Origin of the sequence: Clostridium fessum (assembly GCF_027698965.1) — a bacterium.
GTDB classification, from domain to species: domain Bacteria; phylum Bacillota; class Clostridia; order Lachnospirales; family Lachnospiraceae; genus Otoolea; species Otoolea fessa.
On sequence record NZ_JAQEQF010000001.1, the window covers coordinates 251,057 to 267,453 of the forward strand.

The 16,397-nt window shown below is 49.2% G+C and carries 16 protein-coding genes and 1 pseudogene; all 17 read right to left on the bottom strand.

What is annotated here, in order from left to right; genetic code table 11:
- Positions 1-123 precede the first annotated feature (123 nt).
- Positions 124-1,434: pseudogene (locus tag PG862_RS01185) on the bottom strand (VirB4-like conjugal transfer ATPase, CD1110 family); the annotation flags it as partial.
- A complete protein-coding gene (locus tag PG862_RS01190) occupies positions 1,421-1,984 on the bottom strand; it encodes a helix-turn-helix domain-containing protein (protein WP_270706224.1) in 564 nt (187 codons plus the stop codon). The pseudogene PG862_RS01185 and the gene PG862_RS01190, both read right to left, overlap by 14 nt.
- Positions 1,965-2,132 (bottom strand): hypothetical protein, encoded by a 168-nt coding sequence (locus PG862_RS01195; RefSeq protein ID WP_002576412.1) that lies wholly within the window; start codon positions 2,130-2,132, stop codon positions 1,965-1,967. The genes PG862_RS01190 and PG862_RS01195 overlap by 20 nt, the downstream gene beginning before the upstream one ends.
- A complete protein-coding gene (locus tag PG862_RS01200) occupies positions 2,129-2,482 on the bottom strand; it encodes a phage antirepressor KilAC domain-containing protein (protein WP_243021893.1) in 354 nt (117 codons plus the stop codon). Before PG862_RS01200 ends, PG862_RS01195 begins: the two co-directional genes overlap by 4 nt.
- A 36-nt stretch (positions 2,483-2,518) precedes the next feature.
- A complete protein-coding gene (locus PG862_RS01205; protein WP_243098978.1) occupies positions 2,519-2,959 on the bottom strand; it encodes a BRO-N domain-containing protein in 441 nt (146 codons plus the stop codon).
- A 433-nt stretch (positions 2,960-3,392) separates the two neighbouring features.
- On the bottom strand, positions 3,393-3,782 hold the full coding sequence (gene rpsI, locus PG862_RS01210) for a 30S ribosomal protein S9 (RefSeq protein ID WP_022358510.1): 390 nt from the start codon (positions 3,780-3,782) through the stop codon (positions 3,393-3,395).
- Between the two features lie 28 nt (positions 3,783-3,810).
- Positions 3,811-4,245 (bottom strand): 50S ribosomal protein L13, encoded by a 435-nt coding sequence (gene rplM / locus PG862_RS01215; protein ID WP_107000767.1) that lies wholly within the window; start codon positions 4,243-4,245, stop codon positions 3,811-3,813.
- A 403-nt stretch (positions 4,246-4,648) separates the two neighbouring features.
- Entirely contained in the window at positions 4,649-5,458 is an 810-nt protein-coding gene (locus tag PG862_RS01220) for a putative hydro-lyase (protein ID WP_022358508.1), read from the bottom strand.
- Positions 5,459-5,494: 36 nt separating this feature from the next.
- The gene (locus PG862_RS01225) at positions 5,495-6,592 is read right to left on the bottom strand and encodes a 5-oxoprolinase subunit C family protein (RefSeq protein ID WP_117796819.1); all 1,098 of its coding nucleotides are present in this window, start codon (positions 6,590-6,592) and stop codon (positions 5,495-5,497) included.
- 2 nt (positions 6,593-6,594) lie between these two features.
- Entirely contained in the window at positions 6,595-7,323 is a 729-nt protein-coding gene (pxpB, locus tag PG862_RS01230; protein ID WP_022358506.1) for a 5-oxoprolinase subunit PxpB, read from the bottom strand.
- A 223-nt stretch (positions 7,324-7,546) separates the two neighbouring features.
- A complete protein-coding gene (locus tag PG862_RS01235) occupies positions 7,547-8,770 on the bottom strand; it encodes an NRAMP family divalent metal transporter (protein ID WP_117796818.1) in 1,224 nt (407 codons plus the stop codon).
- Positions 8,771-8,794: 24 nt separating this feature from the next.
- On the bottom strand, positions 8,795-9,556 hold the full coding sequence (locus PG862_RS01240) for a LamB/YcsF family protein (RefSeq protein WP_022358636.1): 762 nt from the start codon (positions 9,554-9,556) through the stop codon (positions 8,795-8,797).
- Positions 9,557-9,909: 353 nt separating this feature from the next.
- Positions 9,910-11,274: a sigma-54-dependent transcriptional regulator gene (locus PG862_RS01245; RefSeq protein ID WP_107000771.1), complete on the bottom strand. Its 1,365-nt coding sequence runs from the start codon at positions 11,272-11,274 to the stop codon at positions 9,910-9,912.
- Positions 11,275-11,349: 75 nt separating this feature from the next.
- Positions 11,350-12,666 (bottom strand): sensor histidine kinase, encoded by a 1,317-nt coding sequence (locus PG862_RS01250; RefSeq protein ID WP_118481849.1) that lies wholly within the window; start codon positions 12,664-12,666, stop codon positions 11,350-11,352.
- 61 nt (positions 12,667-12,727) lie between these two features.
- On the bottom strand, positions 12,728-14,155 hold the full coding sequence (locus PG862_RS01255; RefSeq protein ID WP_118293461.1) for a sodium:solute symporter family protein: 1,428 nt from the start codon (positions 14,153-14,155) through the stop codon (positions 12,728-12,730).
- 2 nt (positions 14,156-14,157) lie between these two features.
- Positions 14,158-15,189, bottom strand: a complete 1,032-nt coding sequence (truA, locus tag PG862_RS01260; protein ID WP_270706228.1) for a tRNA pseudouridine(38-40) synthase TruA — start codon at positions 15,187-15,189, stop codon at positions 14,158-14,160.
- Positions 15,190-15,345: 156 nt separating this feature from the next.
- Complete coding sequence (locus PG862_RS01265; protein WP_118695756.1) at positions 15,346-16,347, bottom strand: M14 family metallopeptidase; 1,002 nt, start codon at positions 16,345-16,347, stop codon at positions 15,346-15,348.
- Between the last annotated feature and the right edge of the window lie 50 nt (positions 16,348-16,397).

Below are 16,397 nucleotides of genomic sequence, written 5' to 3' on the forward strand. Positions count from 1 at the left end.
TTTTCAAAAGCTGCTACATTTTCCGTCCTCATATGTGTGCTGGCTGATATTCGGTGTCGAAGACTACGTGTGAGCCATGTTCGTATTGTCAGATTATCTACATTTGACAGAACTTCGCAGGGTATCCTCTTCCGAATAGTTCGCATTGATGTCCATCGGGTTGATATACTGCGCGCTGGAAGGGCTGATTTTAATGACCTGCCCCTCAAATTTCTTCACCAGTGCCGTGTACTCGGCTTCCGGATCGCACACAATTACATCGTCATCCGTCACCAGAAACGCATTGGCGATTTCTCGCTTGGCAGAGAAGGATTTACCGGAACCGGGAGTACCCAGAATCAGCCCGTTGGGGTTTTTGAGCTTTTTCCGGTCAACCATAATCAGGTTGTTGGACAGAGCATTCAGCCCATAGTACAGAGCCTCTTTCCCGGTCTGAAACAGTTCCTGGGTGGTAAACGGAACGAAAATTGCCGTGCTGCTGGTAGTCATGCTGCGCTGAATCTCAATCAGGTTCTGTGCCAGCGGCAGACAGCTCATCAGCCCCTGCTCCTGCTGAAAGTCCAGACGGCGCAGGTTGCAGTTGTACTTCTGCGCGATACTGGAAGCTTGAAACACATTGGTTTCCAGCTCCTGCTCCGTCTCGCCGGTATTCATCACCAGAAAGGTCAGCAGGAACATACGCTCATTCTGGCTCTGCAATTCCTTCAGCAGTGCCTTTGCGTCCCTGCCGTAAGTTGCCAAATCTGACGGAATGATGTCCATATCGTATCCGGAACGGACAGCTTTCTTCTGTTCCTCAATCTTGGAACGATCCAGCTCCGTAATGGTGTGCTTGATGGATTTGATTGCTTTGTTCTGGTCTACCGACTGAATGTGCATGGTCACAATCTGGCTGGATTCCATATCCAGAAAGTCCTTCAGCAGCTGATCCGACAGGTCGGAAGCCGTAATCTGGAGATAGGACATGGAACCATACATCCCACCCATCTGAAAAACACGGTTCTTCGGAAAGGCAAACCCGGTCGGGGCAATAAAGTCCTTTACCGACAGCCCGCTCTCCGGCAGCCACTTCCAATCGAAATTGAATCGGTCATGGTCACCCATGTGGAACATATCGTGCATCAGATGAAGCCGTTCCTTACCGTTCAGCAATTTTGCCCGGACACCCAAGCGTTTGAAGTTGTTCATCAGGTCGATCTCAATGTGATTGAGCCTCGGCTTTGCCTGTTTCATGGATTCTGCTTCAATGCCAAACGTCAGGTACTTCGTCTTGGTCAGGCCGTTGTTGCCCTGGGCAAGCTGGCGGCGCAGCATGGTGCTGTACTCCGTGCGCACCGGATTGAAATGATCCTTCTGGTACGGGATGCGCACCATCTTCTCAAAATTCGAGGCATCCGTAGCCATATTCATAAAAGAAAGCTCAAAGCGGATACTCAGAGAGCCGTTCCACCCGCATCTGATAATCTCCTGGGAACTCCTGCCGGAGCTTGCCGTATTCCGTGTCAGAGAGAAGGACATTTTCGTATGAGCCATACCGGTGCTGGATTTCCTTCTTCTCTCTTTTATTGATTGTTTCAGTACTTGTTCTATTAGTACTTAATTGCGCGGGATTTTCCGTAACCGATGTGTCCGTATCCGGATTTACCGTATACGGCTTTTCCGTACACGGTGATTCCGAACACGGCTTTTTCCTTGGCATCTCATAGATCACATACTCCGCTCTGCCCATCCGACCGTTGCTCTCACGCTGCTGGTTCCTTTCCAGATACCCAAGACGTTCTAGCTCTTTCAGAGCTGTAAGCACTCCATCTACGCCGTCCGGTGTAATCGAAGATAATCCCCGTACCGAATAGTTCCATGTGTCCGGTAAACTAAGCAGCATAGAGAGAAGTTCTTTTCCTTTCAGGCTGAGACCCTGATCCCGCAGGTGGTAATTGCACATCGTTGTGTAATTGCTGTTTTTCTCAACCCTGAATACCGGCATGGTGCTCACCATCCTTTTTCGCAGGCTCCGTTTTTTTCTTCGGACATTTGCGCGGACGATCTTCGCTGTCCTCCCGTCGATGGTATTTACCGGTATCCTGCATCATGCGTTCAAACGCCTGAAGGCGTCCCTCTGTAAAAAGCGTCATTCGATCACACCCCATTTCTTAAACAACTTGAAGAGATGATTCTTTCCCTTGCAGGTCACTCTCGTCTGCTGCACCAGTTTTCCGCTTCTGCCGTAGCAATCCCGGACAATAAAATAGCCCCTTGCAGATTTGTCTGCAAAAGGCATCAGCCAGCCGCTTGGACTGCGGTACAGATAGCGATGATCCAGTAAGAGAGCTACTGCCGTCTTCTCCGGGATTCCGATTTCCTTACAGAAATTCCGGATGCAGGTACAATCCTCCGAATTCACAAAGGTGTCGAAGTAGTCTGCCTTGGGCTGTGCCGCATCCAGCTGTTTGCGGATACCCTCAAGCTGCTCTCTCTCGGCCACAAGCTCCTTCGCCAGGGTGTAGATGACCTCCGGATGCTAAATCACCTGATCCAAAATAGAATCGCTCATATACACACCATGCTTTCGGATGGACGGGAGAACTTCATCAAACACCCAGTGTTCAAACCGTTCTGCCGATGGCAGCTTGCTGTGAACGATCAGCCGGTAAACATCACCTTCCGTGATAAAGGAGATTTCAACGACCTGCTCTCCAGCATCTCCATACTGATTCACCTTCTGAACGACCCCCTCGCGTTTCGTTAGGGGGCCTCTACAATGGCGTTTCACTGCGGCGTAGGGATTCACATATCCCAACGCTTTCGCCACGTCGCTTGCACAGAAGAAGGTCTTGCCTGCCTCCTGTAACAACCGGATCGAACCAAACTCCTGGTTCTCAAACACCTCCATCATCTGCCTCGACTGTCCGCCATGACTGCCCACATCGGTGTCATGGGTCTTCTGATTGAAATCCGTCATACCTGTTACCTCCTACTCAAATTTGTCTCGCCGGATTTCGGGCGAAAAAAATAAAGCCTCGACCCATTCTCGTTTTCAAAGAATGAGCCAAGGCTCTATGTAACAGGATACCTGATATTATTTTTTTGCAGATTTCGTCAGAACTCGCCAAACGAATCCGACACCATTTTTCATTCCGTTTCAGCCGGATTTTTCCCGAAAATCTGTCAAGGATATGGGGCGAATTTCCCCTCCAAAATGGCCTTCTGTAAACCCATTTTCCCACCCATTAGGCTCAAAAATAGACCGTAAACCCATGGTAAACCCATCAAAATGGGCTAATTTGAAGTCAAATTTCCTCAAATTTCACCATCGGAATCAGGTGATTTCAGGCATAGAAAAAGCCCGGAAAATGGCGTATTTCCGGGCTTTTTTAGCATTATTAAGCTGTAGATTATCGCTTGCTGAACTGCGGAGCGCGACGAGCTGCTTTGAGACCGTATTTCTTACGCTCTTTCATTCTCGGGTCACGAGTTAAGAAGCCTGCTTTCTTCAGTACCGGACGGTAATCAGCGTCTGCCTGAAGAAGTGCACGGGAGATGCCGTGTCTTACAGCGCCAGCCTGACCTGTGAAGCCGCCGCCACGTACATTTACAAGTACATCGAACTTATCAACTGTCTCGGTTGCTACGAGCGGCTGACGAACAACCACTTTCAGGGTCTCAAGACCAAAGTACTCGTCGATGTCTCTTTTATTGATAGTAATCTTGCCGGTTCCCGGTACAAGGTATACTCTAGCGATAGATTTTTTTCTTCTGCCTGTTCCGTAAAATTTGTTAGCCATTATAGTTTCCTCCTTCCAGTGCCTTTAATTAAAACTTGATTTCTAAAACTTCCGGCTTCTGAGCTGCCTGCTCGTGCTCCGGACCTGCGTATACATGAAGTTTTGTAATCATGCTTCTTCCTAAAGGTCCCTTTGGAAGCATACCTTTAACTGCTAACTCGATAACCTTCTCCGGCTTCTTAGCCATCATTTCACGAAGGGTTGTCTCTCTCATGCCACCTACATAATCAGAGTGATTGTAGTAGATTTTCTGATCCATCTTCTTACCAGTTACTTTGATCTTCTCTGCGTTTACTACGATTACATAATCGCCGCAATCCATGTGCGGTGTGAAGATCGGTTTGTTCTTGCCTCTTAATACCTTTGCTACCTCAGATGCAAGACGACCTAATGTATATCCTGTAGCGTCAACTACATACCATTTTCTTTCGATTGTTGCTGGACTAGCCATAAAACTCTTCATTGGTTGACCTCCTGTTTTACTTCATATAATTGAGATTAACTATATCATGAAATGCCTGCTCCGGGGCTTTGGTGCCGACATCTTCCTGACTCATGTCATACTGACTTATTATATTACACGCTTCCGGACGTGTCAAGCGGTTTTTCCTTGAAAATACAAGGTTTTTTCCCCGGATTTACAAGATAAGTTCGTTTCATTCCATGCATCTGATATACGCATGGGATACACATGAAAAAGGAAGACTTCCTCCTCTCAGATTCCATCTTCCCTTTTCGCCGCTTTTTAGGTTGGTAATGAACTTTTTCTCTTTTCTCAAGAGAATTTATTTGAAGGAGACTGGGAAATCTCCGTCAAACCTTATTTTTCGATAAAACCGTTCCTGCAATGGCAGAACCGATTCTGCCTATTTCTGCTTCTTCGCCTCCAGATAATCATTCAGCTCCGTATTCAGGACATTGGTAATGAACATATGTCCCGGTGCGTGGGTAATGACTAACGGAAGTTTTGCATTTTCAATCGCTGCCTGAGGGGTAACGCCGCAAGCCCAGAATACCGGGATCTCACCCTCGCGGATCTCGACTGGATCGCCATAGTCTGGTTTGGAAATATCCTTGATACCGATCGCTGCCGGATCGCCGATCTGGACCGGACCGCCGTGTACGTTTGGATAACGGTCTGTGATCTCTTTGGCTTTCTGTGCGTTTTCTGGGGTCATGGGACGCATGCTGACAACCATCGGTCCCTTGAACACGCCGGCGCTCTCACACTGGATGTTAGTCTTGTACATGGAAACATTGCAGCCCTGCGCGATATGGCGCACTTCAATGCCGGCTTTCATAAGCGCCTCCTCAAAGGAGAAGCTGCAGCCAATCAGGAATGCAACCGAATCTTCTTTCCAATAAGAAGAAACATCTGTCACCTCATCGACTTTCACACCGTCGCGGTAAATGAAATATTTCGGGATGTCCGTCACGATGCTCGCGCCCTCGCCCATATCGTGGATATCCGGTGTGCCCTCTACGACTTCCAGGATTGGACACGGTTTCGGGTTCTTTCTTGCAAATTCTTTAAAATCATCCGCGTACTTCTTCGGCAGGATAACCAGATTTGCCTGTGCATATCCGGCACACATGCCAGCCGTCGGGCGGGTAATCTCGCCAGTCCGAATCAGTTTCCATACTTCCGGTGGTGTCATTTTGCTATAATCTGCCATATACGTTCCCTCCATATCTTTCAATACATCTGAGGTTTATCTGAATCTTTCAGTCTCTTCCTCTAATTCAACCATATATTCAGTTCCATCGATCACAACCCGGTAGGTTCCAATCGGATTCCAGTATCTCTTCGATTCACATCCAACCGCTACCTGAATCACCGCATCGAGTTCTCCGCACGGTTCCGGTACTTTTGCCAATTCTTCTTTGAGTGCCTTGAGTTTTTCCACCTGCTCAATGTAGAGCTTCTGTGCTTCCTCAACCGTTACTTTCTGGAAATGTACTTTATAACCCGGTCTGGACTGTGCAACCAGCGGAAGATCCACAGAGATAACGCCAGCAATCTTCGTATAACCGCCGGTGGTCTGATGATCCGCCATCATGATAATCGGTTGTCCGTGGGACGGCACCTGAATCGCACCAAAGGCGATACCGTCTGTGATAATATCGCCGCCATTTTTATGCTCGATGACCTCGCCCTCGAGACGGCAGCCCATACGGTCGGACTCATTCGTAAATGCATATGTGCTGCTTAAGAAAGTCTCTACACCTTTCTCGGTAAAGCAGTCGTCCTGCGGTCCCATGACAACGCGGATGGTTTTCTCAGTCTGGGAGAAGTCCTCCGGCGTCACTTTTCTCTTTCTCATATTTGGAAGGGTCGTCTTCGGAGCGGCAAAACCAATCTCGTCCCCGCCACCGATCTTTCTTCCCTGATAACCGCCTACTTTCAGCTTTAAGTTGGTGGATTTGCTGCCCATCTGTACCGGGATATCCAGCCCGCCTGCTACTGCAATGTACACGCGGCTTCCACTTGTCATACCGGCAAAGTTCATGGAATCGCCCTTATGTACTAAAACTGCCTGATACATCGGAAGATCTTTTCCATTTACCTTTGGAACCAGATTGCCGCCGGTTACTGCGATAATATTGTCTTCTGTAAATTCCATCATCGGTCCCATCAGGGTTACTTCCAGAACCGCCTCGTTTTCATCATTTCCCACTAAAATATTCGCGATCGCTGCGGAACGCTGATCCATAACGCCTGATACAGACATACCGGACTCCTGATAGCCGGTGCGTCCCATGTCCTGTACGGTTGTGAGGAATCCGCCGCTTGCAAACTTAATGCCCATCTTTATACCTCCTTATCGTACACAACGTATTTGTAGGTTCCATCTTCGACTTCTTTTTCGATCTTTTTATACTCTTCCTCGGTTACTGCAGCAAACTTGATATACTGTCCCGCTTCCAGAAGCACTGGTTTCTCGCGGTCTGCATCATAGAGTTTTAACGGAGTCCGTCCAATTAACTGCCAGCCTCCCGGAGATGCTACCGGGTAGATACCGGTCTGCTCACCGGCAATACCGACGGAGCCGCCCTCAATCTTCACTCTCGGGCTCTTCAGACGCGGGGTTGCGATCTCTTTGCTCATGCCGCCCAGATATGGGAATCCAGCGATGAATCCAATCATGTAGATTAGATATTCTTCAGATGTATGAATCTTGATGACCTCTTCCACGGTCTTGTGATTGTGCTCCGCAACATTTTCAATATCCGGACCCATCTCTCCGCCGTAGAGAACCGGAATTTCGATAACGGTTGGCGGCGGGATCGGAATGCTGGATAAGGAACCCATCAATTTATCAAATTTTTCTGTGAGTGCCTTGAATCCGATCACTTCCGGATGATAATGTACTAATAAGGAGCGGTATGTCGGAACCGTCTCCACAATTCCCGGTATATCGCTTTTTTCAACCGCAATCTTGAATGCGCGGATTTTCTTGTTGATCTCCGGGCTGATTTCATTGCCAAACTCAACGCACACAGCGCTGTCGCCCGCTACAAGGTATCTTACCTCGCTCATATATACCTCCTGTCAGATAAACGAAGCCCCCGCCTGCCTGTTCTGCTTTTCTTCGAAAAACCTAAAAACTGCTTCCGACCCAACAAGCCAGTTACAGGGAAACGCCCGGCAGACCTGCTGCCATAAGCCAGCCATCTGCGTGCTCATCCAGCCAGTCCGCCGGGCGCCTGTCCGTTTAATCGTTTTTTATTATTTTACCACATTTTTTGCATTTTTTCATTCATTAACCAAAGATGGTAAGAATCTTCGGCAGAGCCTTGATTCCTGAGTAACCGGTCAGAAGAACAACGCATACACCAAGTACGATGAGTACGGTCGGATGTTTGTAATTTTCACCGACGATATCTTTCCTGCGGCTTGCCAGAAGAATGACAAGCAGTGTAATCGGAAGAATCAGTCCGTTTACGGAACCTGCCAGAACCAGAAGAGTTGCCGGCTGTCCAAGTAATGTCATGATAACGGTCGATACAGCGATGAAGCCGATAACGAACCATTTCTCATTCTCCATGATGAACGGATGCAGGGTCTTTAAGAAGGATACGGATGTATACGCTGCACCGATGATGGAGGTGATAGCTGCAAACAGGATAACCAGACCGAAGATCTTGTAACCGATGATGCCTGCGCCTGCCTTAAAAGCTGCTGCTGGCGGGCTTGCTACCCATGCTTCGCTTCCAACTACTTCCGGAGTTGCTGTAACAACGCCTAAAACTGCGAGGAACAGTAAAATTCTCATAACTCCCGATACGCTGATGCCCATTAATACGGAGCGGCGAACATGCGGAAGATCCTTGGTTCCGGAGAAACCTGCATCCAGAAGACGATGTGCACCGGAGAATGTGATGTAACCGCCGCAGCTTCCGCCAAGCAGGGTAATAATCGGGAATACCAGATTCGGGAATTCGTTCAGATGTCCAACACTGCCGATTGCCTCAACAACCGGAGGTTTGGAACGGAATGCTACATAAAGTACGGTAACAATCATGATGCTTCCTAAGTATTTGGTCAGCTTATCCATGAAGTTTTTCGCATCCTTGGATAAGAAGATCAGGATACCGATGACACCGGCTACAACGGTTCCGACTTTCAGCGGAAAACCGAATACGATGTTAAAACCGGTTGCGGCGCCGCCGACGTTACCGATATTGAATACCAGACCGCCGAGAGACACAAGGAACGCGATGAAATATCCGAGTCCCGGAACAACTTTATTTGCGATATCCTGTCCACGCATACCGGACACACCGATGATGGACCAGATATTTAACTGGGTTGTAACATCCAGAAGAATGGTACAGATGATTGCCAGTGCGAAAATAGAGCCGTACTGACCGGTAAAGGTTGCGGTCTGCGTCAGGAAACCAGGTCCGATCGCGGACGTTGCCATCAGGAACGCGGCGCCAATCAGGGCTGTCGTGTTCGCATTACTTTTTTTCTTTTCTCCCATATTTCTCTTCTCCTTACATATGTATTAGCGGAACAGATTTTTAATCTCCACTCCCTCGGCTACCAGGGTCTCACGAATGTTCTTTACGAACTCCAATGCTTTTGGGTTGTCTCCGTGTACACAGATGGAATCTGCCTTGATGGAAATGTCGTTTCCGTTGATGCTCTCAACTTTTCCTTCTTTTACCATTCTCACGACACGTTTGATTGCCAGGTCTTTATCTTTGATGACTGCTCCCGGAAGTTTTCTGGAAACCAGGGTTCCGTCATCGTTGTATGCACGGTCTGCGAACACCTCGCTCGCCGCCTGTAAACCAACCTCCTCAGCCGCCTTGATCATCTGGGATCCTGCCAGACCCATGAAGATGATATCTTTATCTACTTCATAGACTGCTTCGCACATTGCTCTCGCCAGCTTCTCATCAACAGCTGCCATGTTGTAGAATGCGCCGTGCGGTTTTACGTGCTGGATTTTTACGCCCTGGCTCTTAGTAAATGCGCTCAATGCGCCGAGCTGGTATTTCAGATATGCTTTCGCTTCTTCCGGAGTTACCACCATGTTTCTTCGACCGAAACCCATCAGATCCGGAAATCCTGGATGTGCTCCTACGGCGGTTCCGTATTTCTTTGCCAGTGCGATGGTCTTATCCATAACCATCGGATCACCTGCATGCCATCCACAGGCTACGTTGGCAGAAGACACGTACTGAAGAATTTCCTCATCCATACCAATCGTATAGTTACCGAAGCTCTCACCTAAATCACTGTTTAAATCGACATAAAACATGGTTCATTCCTCCCTTTCTTACCTCACACATCTCATTTTCGCGGCTTAGTGTTTCTTCTGTCTGTTTTCAACAGCTGTCGGAAACTATGTTTAAGATGAGATGTTTTTTGTATGTTCCCCTTGTTTTTTTGCTTCTACTGATATTTTATCTGACTTTTATGTATTTTTCAATCATAATTTTAATATTTTTCAAAATAATTTAATTTATATACAAAAATCGTGCAAAAACGCACGTTTTAGGCGTGCGTTTTTGCACGATGTGATTTTTTGCACCTTTTTACCATTCATTCCTGCACCCGGTTTACCAGACAACCGTTTTCGTCCTTCCTCCTGATACAGTTTTTCTGCTTTTTCTACTTCTCCCCGTCTTCCCGCTCCATCTTCCGTTTCATTGAGAACCGGGTGACACCGAGCAGCGCCGCCGCCCGCGTCAGGTTATTGCCGGAAAGTTTCAACGCCTCCGACATATATCGTTTCTCCAGCGCCGCGACCTCCTGCTCGAGGTCGATCGGTCCTTTTTTCAGATCTTTCAGATAGATGCAGTCCCCGCTCTCCGGCCTTGCCTCCCGCTCGACCGGCGCCAGCTCCACGTGTTTTTCCAGGATATTTCCCTGGCTGAAGAGAAAACAGCGCTCAAAAATATTTTTAAGCTCCCTGACATTGCCCTTCCAGTCATACAAGAGCAGCTCCCGCATGAAATCCGGATCCACTTTTTCAATATTGCGGGCAAAGGCTTTATTATAATAGTCAAGGTAATAGTCACAGAGCACCGGGATATCCTCGCGCCGGTCACGAAGCGGCGGAATCTCGATCTGCATAACATTCAGCCGGTAGAACAGATCCTCCCGGAATTGCCCCGCCTTGATCGCCTCCTCGAGATTTCTGTTCGTCGCCGCAATGATCCGAACATCAACCGCCGTGTCCTCCAGCGCGCCGATCCGCTTAAATTTCCGGTCATCCAGGAAGGTCAGAAGTTTCGTCTGCATCGCCATCGGCAATTCGCCGATCTCGTCCAAAAAGACCGTACCGCCGTCCGCCAGCTCAATCAAGCCCTTTTTCGTCTTGAGCGCCCCCGCAAACGCGCCGCGCTCGTAGCCAAAGAGCTCGCTCTCCATCAGATTTTCCGGAATCGCACCGCAGTTAATGCGTACCATCAGGTTATCCTTGCGGGCGCTGTTCGCATGAATCTGCCGCGCCACAACTTCCTTGCCCGTTCCCGTCTCCCCGCGCAGGAGTACATTGACCGACAAATTTTCCCCAAGCACCTGAATAAGGTGCCGGATCCGGGCAGCTGCCTCACTGACACCTAAAAACTGCGGCACATCGCCTTTCAGGAAGACGAGTGAATCCCGGTTGCGCTTCTGCTCCAGACACCGCTTGATCAGCATATCGATCTCATCCACATCAAACGGCTTTAAAATATAATCATATGCACCGCGCTTCGTCGCCTCAACCGCCTGGGAGACGGAACCGTACGCCGTCATCATGATGACCTGCAGTTCCTCATCTGCATTTTTGAAATTGACAATCTCATCCATCCCGACACTGTTTTCGAGGAGATTGTCAAGAAGGAGCACACCCGGATGATATTTCCTGACAAACTCCAGCCCTTCCTCGACGGTTGCGGCTGAATAGGCGTCATATCCCCTGTCTTTCAGTCCTTCCTCCAGTGTATAGCGAATCAGAAATTCATCGTCCACAATCAAAATTCGATCCATGTGCATCCTCCTCCCTGTTTCATAACATTATACTCTAAATACTAAATTCGTGAAATACCTCATTAAATGGTCACACTATACCATTTTCCCCGGAAATTTTAAAACCACGTCTGTCCCTACCCCCGGCTTGCTCACGATCTCCATCGTTCCTCCATTTGACTCCACCAGGCGGCTCACGATTGAGAGCCCAAGCCCGGTTCCGTTGATGCTCTTTGTATAAAATGGTTCCAGCGCCTTGGAGACTTCTTCCTCCGTCATGCCTTTTCCGTTGTCCCGCACCGTCACAAGCACTTCTTTCTCCTGCGCGGCTGCCATAAGCTTAATCTGTCCCTCGCGGTCCGGTACCAGCGCCCTCAGGCTGTTGCTGATCAGGTTGTGAATGATCTGGCGAAACTCATTTTCATTGAGACACGCCCTCAGTCCCTCTTCTGCCTCCACAAAAAGCGATGCGCGGCGGCTGTCCGGTCCTTTCGCATAGATCATTCCGATCTCCTTTAAAACACCGGTCACAGAAATCTCCGTTTTCGGTGATTCACGCCGGATTGACAAAGTCAGAAGGTTCATGATCAGCGCCGTGACACGGTCGATCTCATGGATCATGCTGTCACAGAGCATTTTATCGCCGTCCTTGACCGTCCTGCCCTTTAAAAGCTGAATGCCGGAGCGGATGCCCGCGATCGGGTTCTTGATCTCATGCGCCAGCGTCGCTGCCATCCGGCTGGTATATTCCATTTTCGTGTAATTATCCATGTTTTTGAGCAGCCCCTCAAAGGTAACCGCCAGCTGTCCGATCTCGTCGTGGCGGCTGACCGCCTCAAAACGGTATTTCTGATAACTGCCCTTGTTTTCCTCGATTTCCTTACAGGTATGGCTCATCCGGCGGATGGGGCGCGTGATACTGTGGGAAATGAAAATGCTTGCCTGGCAGATGAGAATCAGCGACGCGATGGCGCCGACTACCAGATAGCTCTGCTGCTCTAAGATGCGTTCCCCGAATATTCTCTCATCCATCCGGTACTCCAGCCGCCAGCCAAATGGATTGTCCCCCTTGCTGACTGCCAGTACCGATGTGTTTTCCCAACGGGTTCCAGCCGTGATCTCCTCACCGTCACGATCCAGAATCCGAATCCGCCCGCGCTCAAAATTCCGGTATTTTTCCGCGATCTCCTCCTCCGGCAGACGCTTTTCCAGAAAATGCAGATCGCGGTTTACATCCTCAAACAGCGTATCCGCCAGCTCCAGCTCGCTGTTTTTCTGCATCGTGTAGCCATTATAATAGGAAATCACGCTGAAACTTCCGATGACAAGGATTCCCACCAGAACAAAGGGAATCATGACCTCATTTTCAATCTGGAAAAACCAATTTGAAAGACGTTTCAGCCATTTATTCATCGCTCGTTTTCGCCTCCTTCTCGCTGTTGTCTGACAGCTTCATGTTTCCAAATGCCCGCCTTTAGCAAGCACGTTTTTTCCATATACTCTCCAGCACCGGGGCAAGGACAAAAACCAGGGTCGAACACAGCGTCACCGGAAATCCCCAGTAAACCGGCAGCTCGCGTGGCTGAAGCAGCACCGTCCCGGTTACCCCTGTCACAAATGCCGCCCATGCGCCCGTCCTCGTTGCCCGCTTATAATAAAGCGTGCCGTAGAGAAGTGGCGTCAGAATTGCTGAAAACAATCCCCAGATATCCGCGCCGAAAAACAGGCTGTTGGACGGTGGATTTAAGGAGAGCAGAAGCGCCAGCGTTCCGCCGAGAAAGATAAAGAGCTGCGTCAGCCCCAGGATACGGTCCTCTGTTTTCTTCCATTTTCCATACTGCGCCGCCACATCGTAGGACATCATCGAGCCAATCAGAAGCAGCTGCGAGTTCGCCGTCGACATGCACGCGCCGATCACGCTGATTAAGAAAAATCCGCTGAACCGCGATCGGAGCAAATAATTAATTGCGTAGACAAAAATATCGTCTGATCCGAAGTAATAGGACAGATAAGGAAACAGGATCCGAAGCCCCAGACCGATCTGGGTCAGGCAGAAATAAAAAAATGTCAAGAACACCAGCGAACAGATCAGGACTTTCCGCGCCGTCTCACGGCTCTTTGCCGCCACAATCCGGATCAGATACTGTGGGTTCGCTGCCAGCCCCATACCCCAGCCAAAAAACATCGTGAGGTACATGGTAAGGCTGTAATCTTTCATCAGATTTCCAAAACTGTCCGTCCCGCTGCCCGCCGCATTTCGGCTAAACACCTCCGCGTTTGTCAAAAATCCGCTTCCCTCTATTCCTCCGACCACGACAAAATAGACAACCACTATACTGATCGTGAGCATGATAAGGTTTCCGCCATCTGTCTTGGTAACCGAATTGAATCCTCCAAAGGTAGAATACAGAATAAACAGATAAACCAAAAAAATTGCAACTTTATAATCAATATTTAAAAGCGTCGCCGCCGCAATTCCAAATCCCTTTATCTGGATCACCAGATAAAAAACGTAACCGCCCGAGAGCAGCAGCGCACAGCAGGTCCGCAGAAAGCGGGAATGGTAGCGCTCCCCGATAAACTGCGGGATCGTGAGCATGTCGCAGTCATAGATACGACCGCTGATGAGATACAGCAGCCCCGCGCCGATGAACCACGGGATAACCGTCACAGCGATCACGGAGGTTCCATTTTCAAAAACATTGCCCGTGTATCCCAGAATGGTCGCAGCGGACACCCAGGTCCCGACGAAGGTGGAAAACAGCCGCCAGAACCCGCATTTCCGTTCTCCGATAAAAAATTTCCCTATCGAATCGCTCTCACCGAACGATGATTTTCCTATAATCAGGATAATCAGCGAATAGACGCTGAAACAGACCAGATAATCAAATGTTCTACTCATGCTCACCGATGTTCACCCTCGTAGACGGCTTCCAGCCAGCCTTCTTCCGTCTCCGGCTGCCGTCTCAGCCGGTAATATCCGCAGATGCTCCCCTCTTCTCCAAACGTATCCCGCACAAACACCCGTTTCGCGCCGTTTCGGTATGCCTGATGGATCACGCGGCGCAGCACGCCGTCAAGCTCTTCCGGCTCACAGCGCTGGATTGTGAGGTATGCAAGCCCTTTCTCCGGGACATTTCTCTGATCGAGCACATAGTGCCAGTGCTTATTTTCGCCCTCCAGGTACGGTGCCAGCTCTTTTTCATACTCCAGGCTTACGAGCGTCAGCCCGCGTGCTGGGATCGTAGGACCTGCTGCCGCCCGGTTTTTCTCCTCCAGAATCTCCTCCATCTTCTCCGGCGGGTAAACGCCCATGCCGATCTTAACCAGCGTCCCGGCGATGATCCGGACCATATTGTAGAGGAAACCGCTGCCGCTGATGCGGATCGTAATCAGGTCGTCCGCCTTCGTCACGGTCAGGCTGTAGATCGTCCGCACCGTCTCCTCCGCCTGCGTCCGCACCGTACAGAAACTCTTGAAATCGTGCTCGCCGATGAGATAGGATGCCGCCTTCTGCATTTTCTCTAAATCCAGATTGAAATAGCAGAAATGACTGTATAAGCGCTGCAGCGGCATATCGATCTTGCGGTTCAAAATCTTGTATTCATACGTTTTCACGCAGTTTGCCTTGCGTGGATGGAAGGTAAGCGGCACCTCCTCCGATGCCTGGATCCGCACATCGTCCGGCAGACGCTGGTTGAGTGCAAAGCAGATCTTATCCCCTGGAATCCGGCTTTCTGTATCAAAAACTGCCACATTTCCCATCGCATGGACACCCGAATCCGTCCGACTCGCCCCGATGACCTGAATATCCTCTTTTAAAAGAGAAGAAAGCGCCTGGTTCAGCACCTCCTCAATGGTCACTCCGTTGGGTTGAAGCTGCCACCCGCAGTAGGCGGTTCCGTCATAGGAAACCACTAGCTTAATTCGTCTCATATATATTCCTCTATTTCTATATTTATCCTCAAAAATCTATTTTCTGCTATTTATCATACCATATAATCCCCTTTTTTTGACAGATATTTTTTTATTGACCGTCTTTTCCTATGCAAAAAGCACCTTTGGATCCTTTCATCCAAAGATGCTTTTTTCTTAGCATTCGCCATATGCTACCAGCGGTTCTCCCTCACTTACCCCCAGTGACAAGGTATAGTAAAAGACCATGCCGTCAAGCTCTGATTCATAACGATACATCAGGCTGCCGTCAAGCCGCCGGATTTCTCCCAGTAAATCTCCTTTTTTCAGGCAGCTTCCTTCCCGGATAGCCGGATACCAGAATCCATTTCCCGGTGCCTCCAGATAGCGCATGATCCGAATCTCCCTTTGCTCTATTTTCCCGGATGGAAGTACCTCTGATTCCGGGGAGCTTTCTGAATCTTTTAAATTCATTCCTTTGACTGATTCCAGAATACTTTCTGGCAAAATATCCAGATGAATCAGCAGTTCATACAGGTTTATCCGATATGCATCCACCTCCCGTTCTGTCCAACGTCCCAGTCCGCCCCGTTCTAGTAGAAGAGCCGGGATTCCTTTCTGCGCTGCCCAGCTGTACAGACCATTTTTCGCCGTTGATGCCACTCTCCACGACAAAGACATCGCTCTTGCCGCTGCAGCCGCCTTTTTTTCTACCGTCTCGCCTGCTGCCACCGGAAAAAAGGCAAACGGAACTACCATCTCGTGAATATCTCCACTATGGAGATCCACGAGGAAGTCCGCATCTGGATACAGATACGTTTCCACAGCTGCTGCTATCTTCGCTGACCGGCTTCCCATTTCCGTTCCCGGAAATGCCCGATTTAAATTGACACCATCCTCCGGTACCAGCTGCTTGATTTCCTTATAAAATCCACCTTCATTAGCAATCGGAAGAAATACAACCTCTCCCTTCATCTGCCTCGGATCCAGTTCCTGAATCAGACGGGAAACTGCCAGAATTCCTATGTACTCACAGCCATGTACCCCCGCTGTAACAATCAACCGTTTTCCCGGTCTTGAACCACAGAAAGCCGCCGCTTTCAGGCTGCATTCCTCATCCACCGGAATTTTCAGCCACTGCTTCGTGCCTGCCTCCACCTTCGTTTCATATATTTTCATGTTCTATTTCCTGTTCTGAGAACTTTTCTGCTCCTTTTACTCAATTCCAT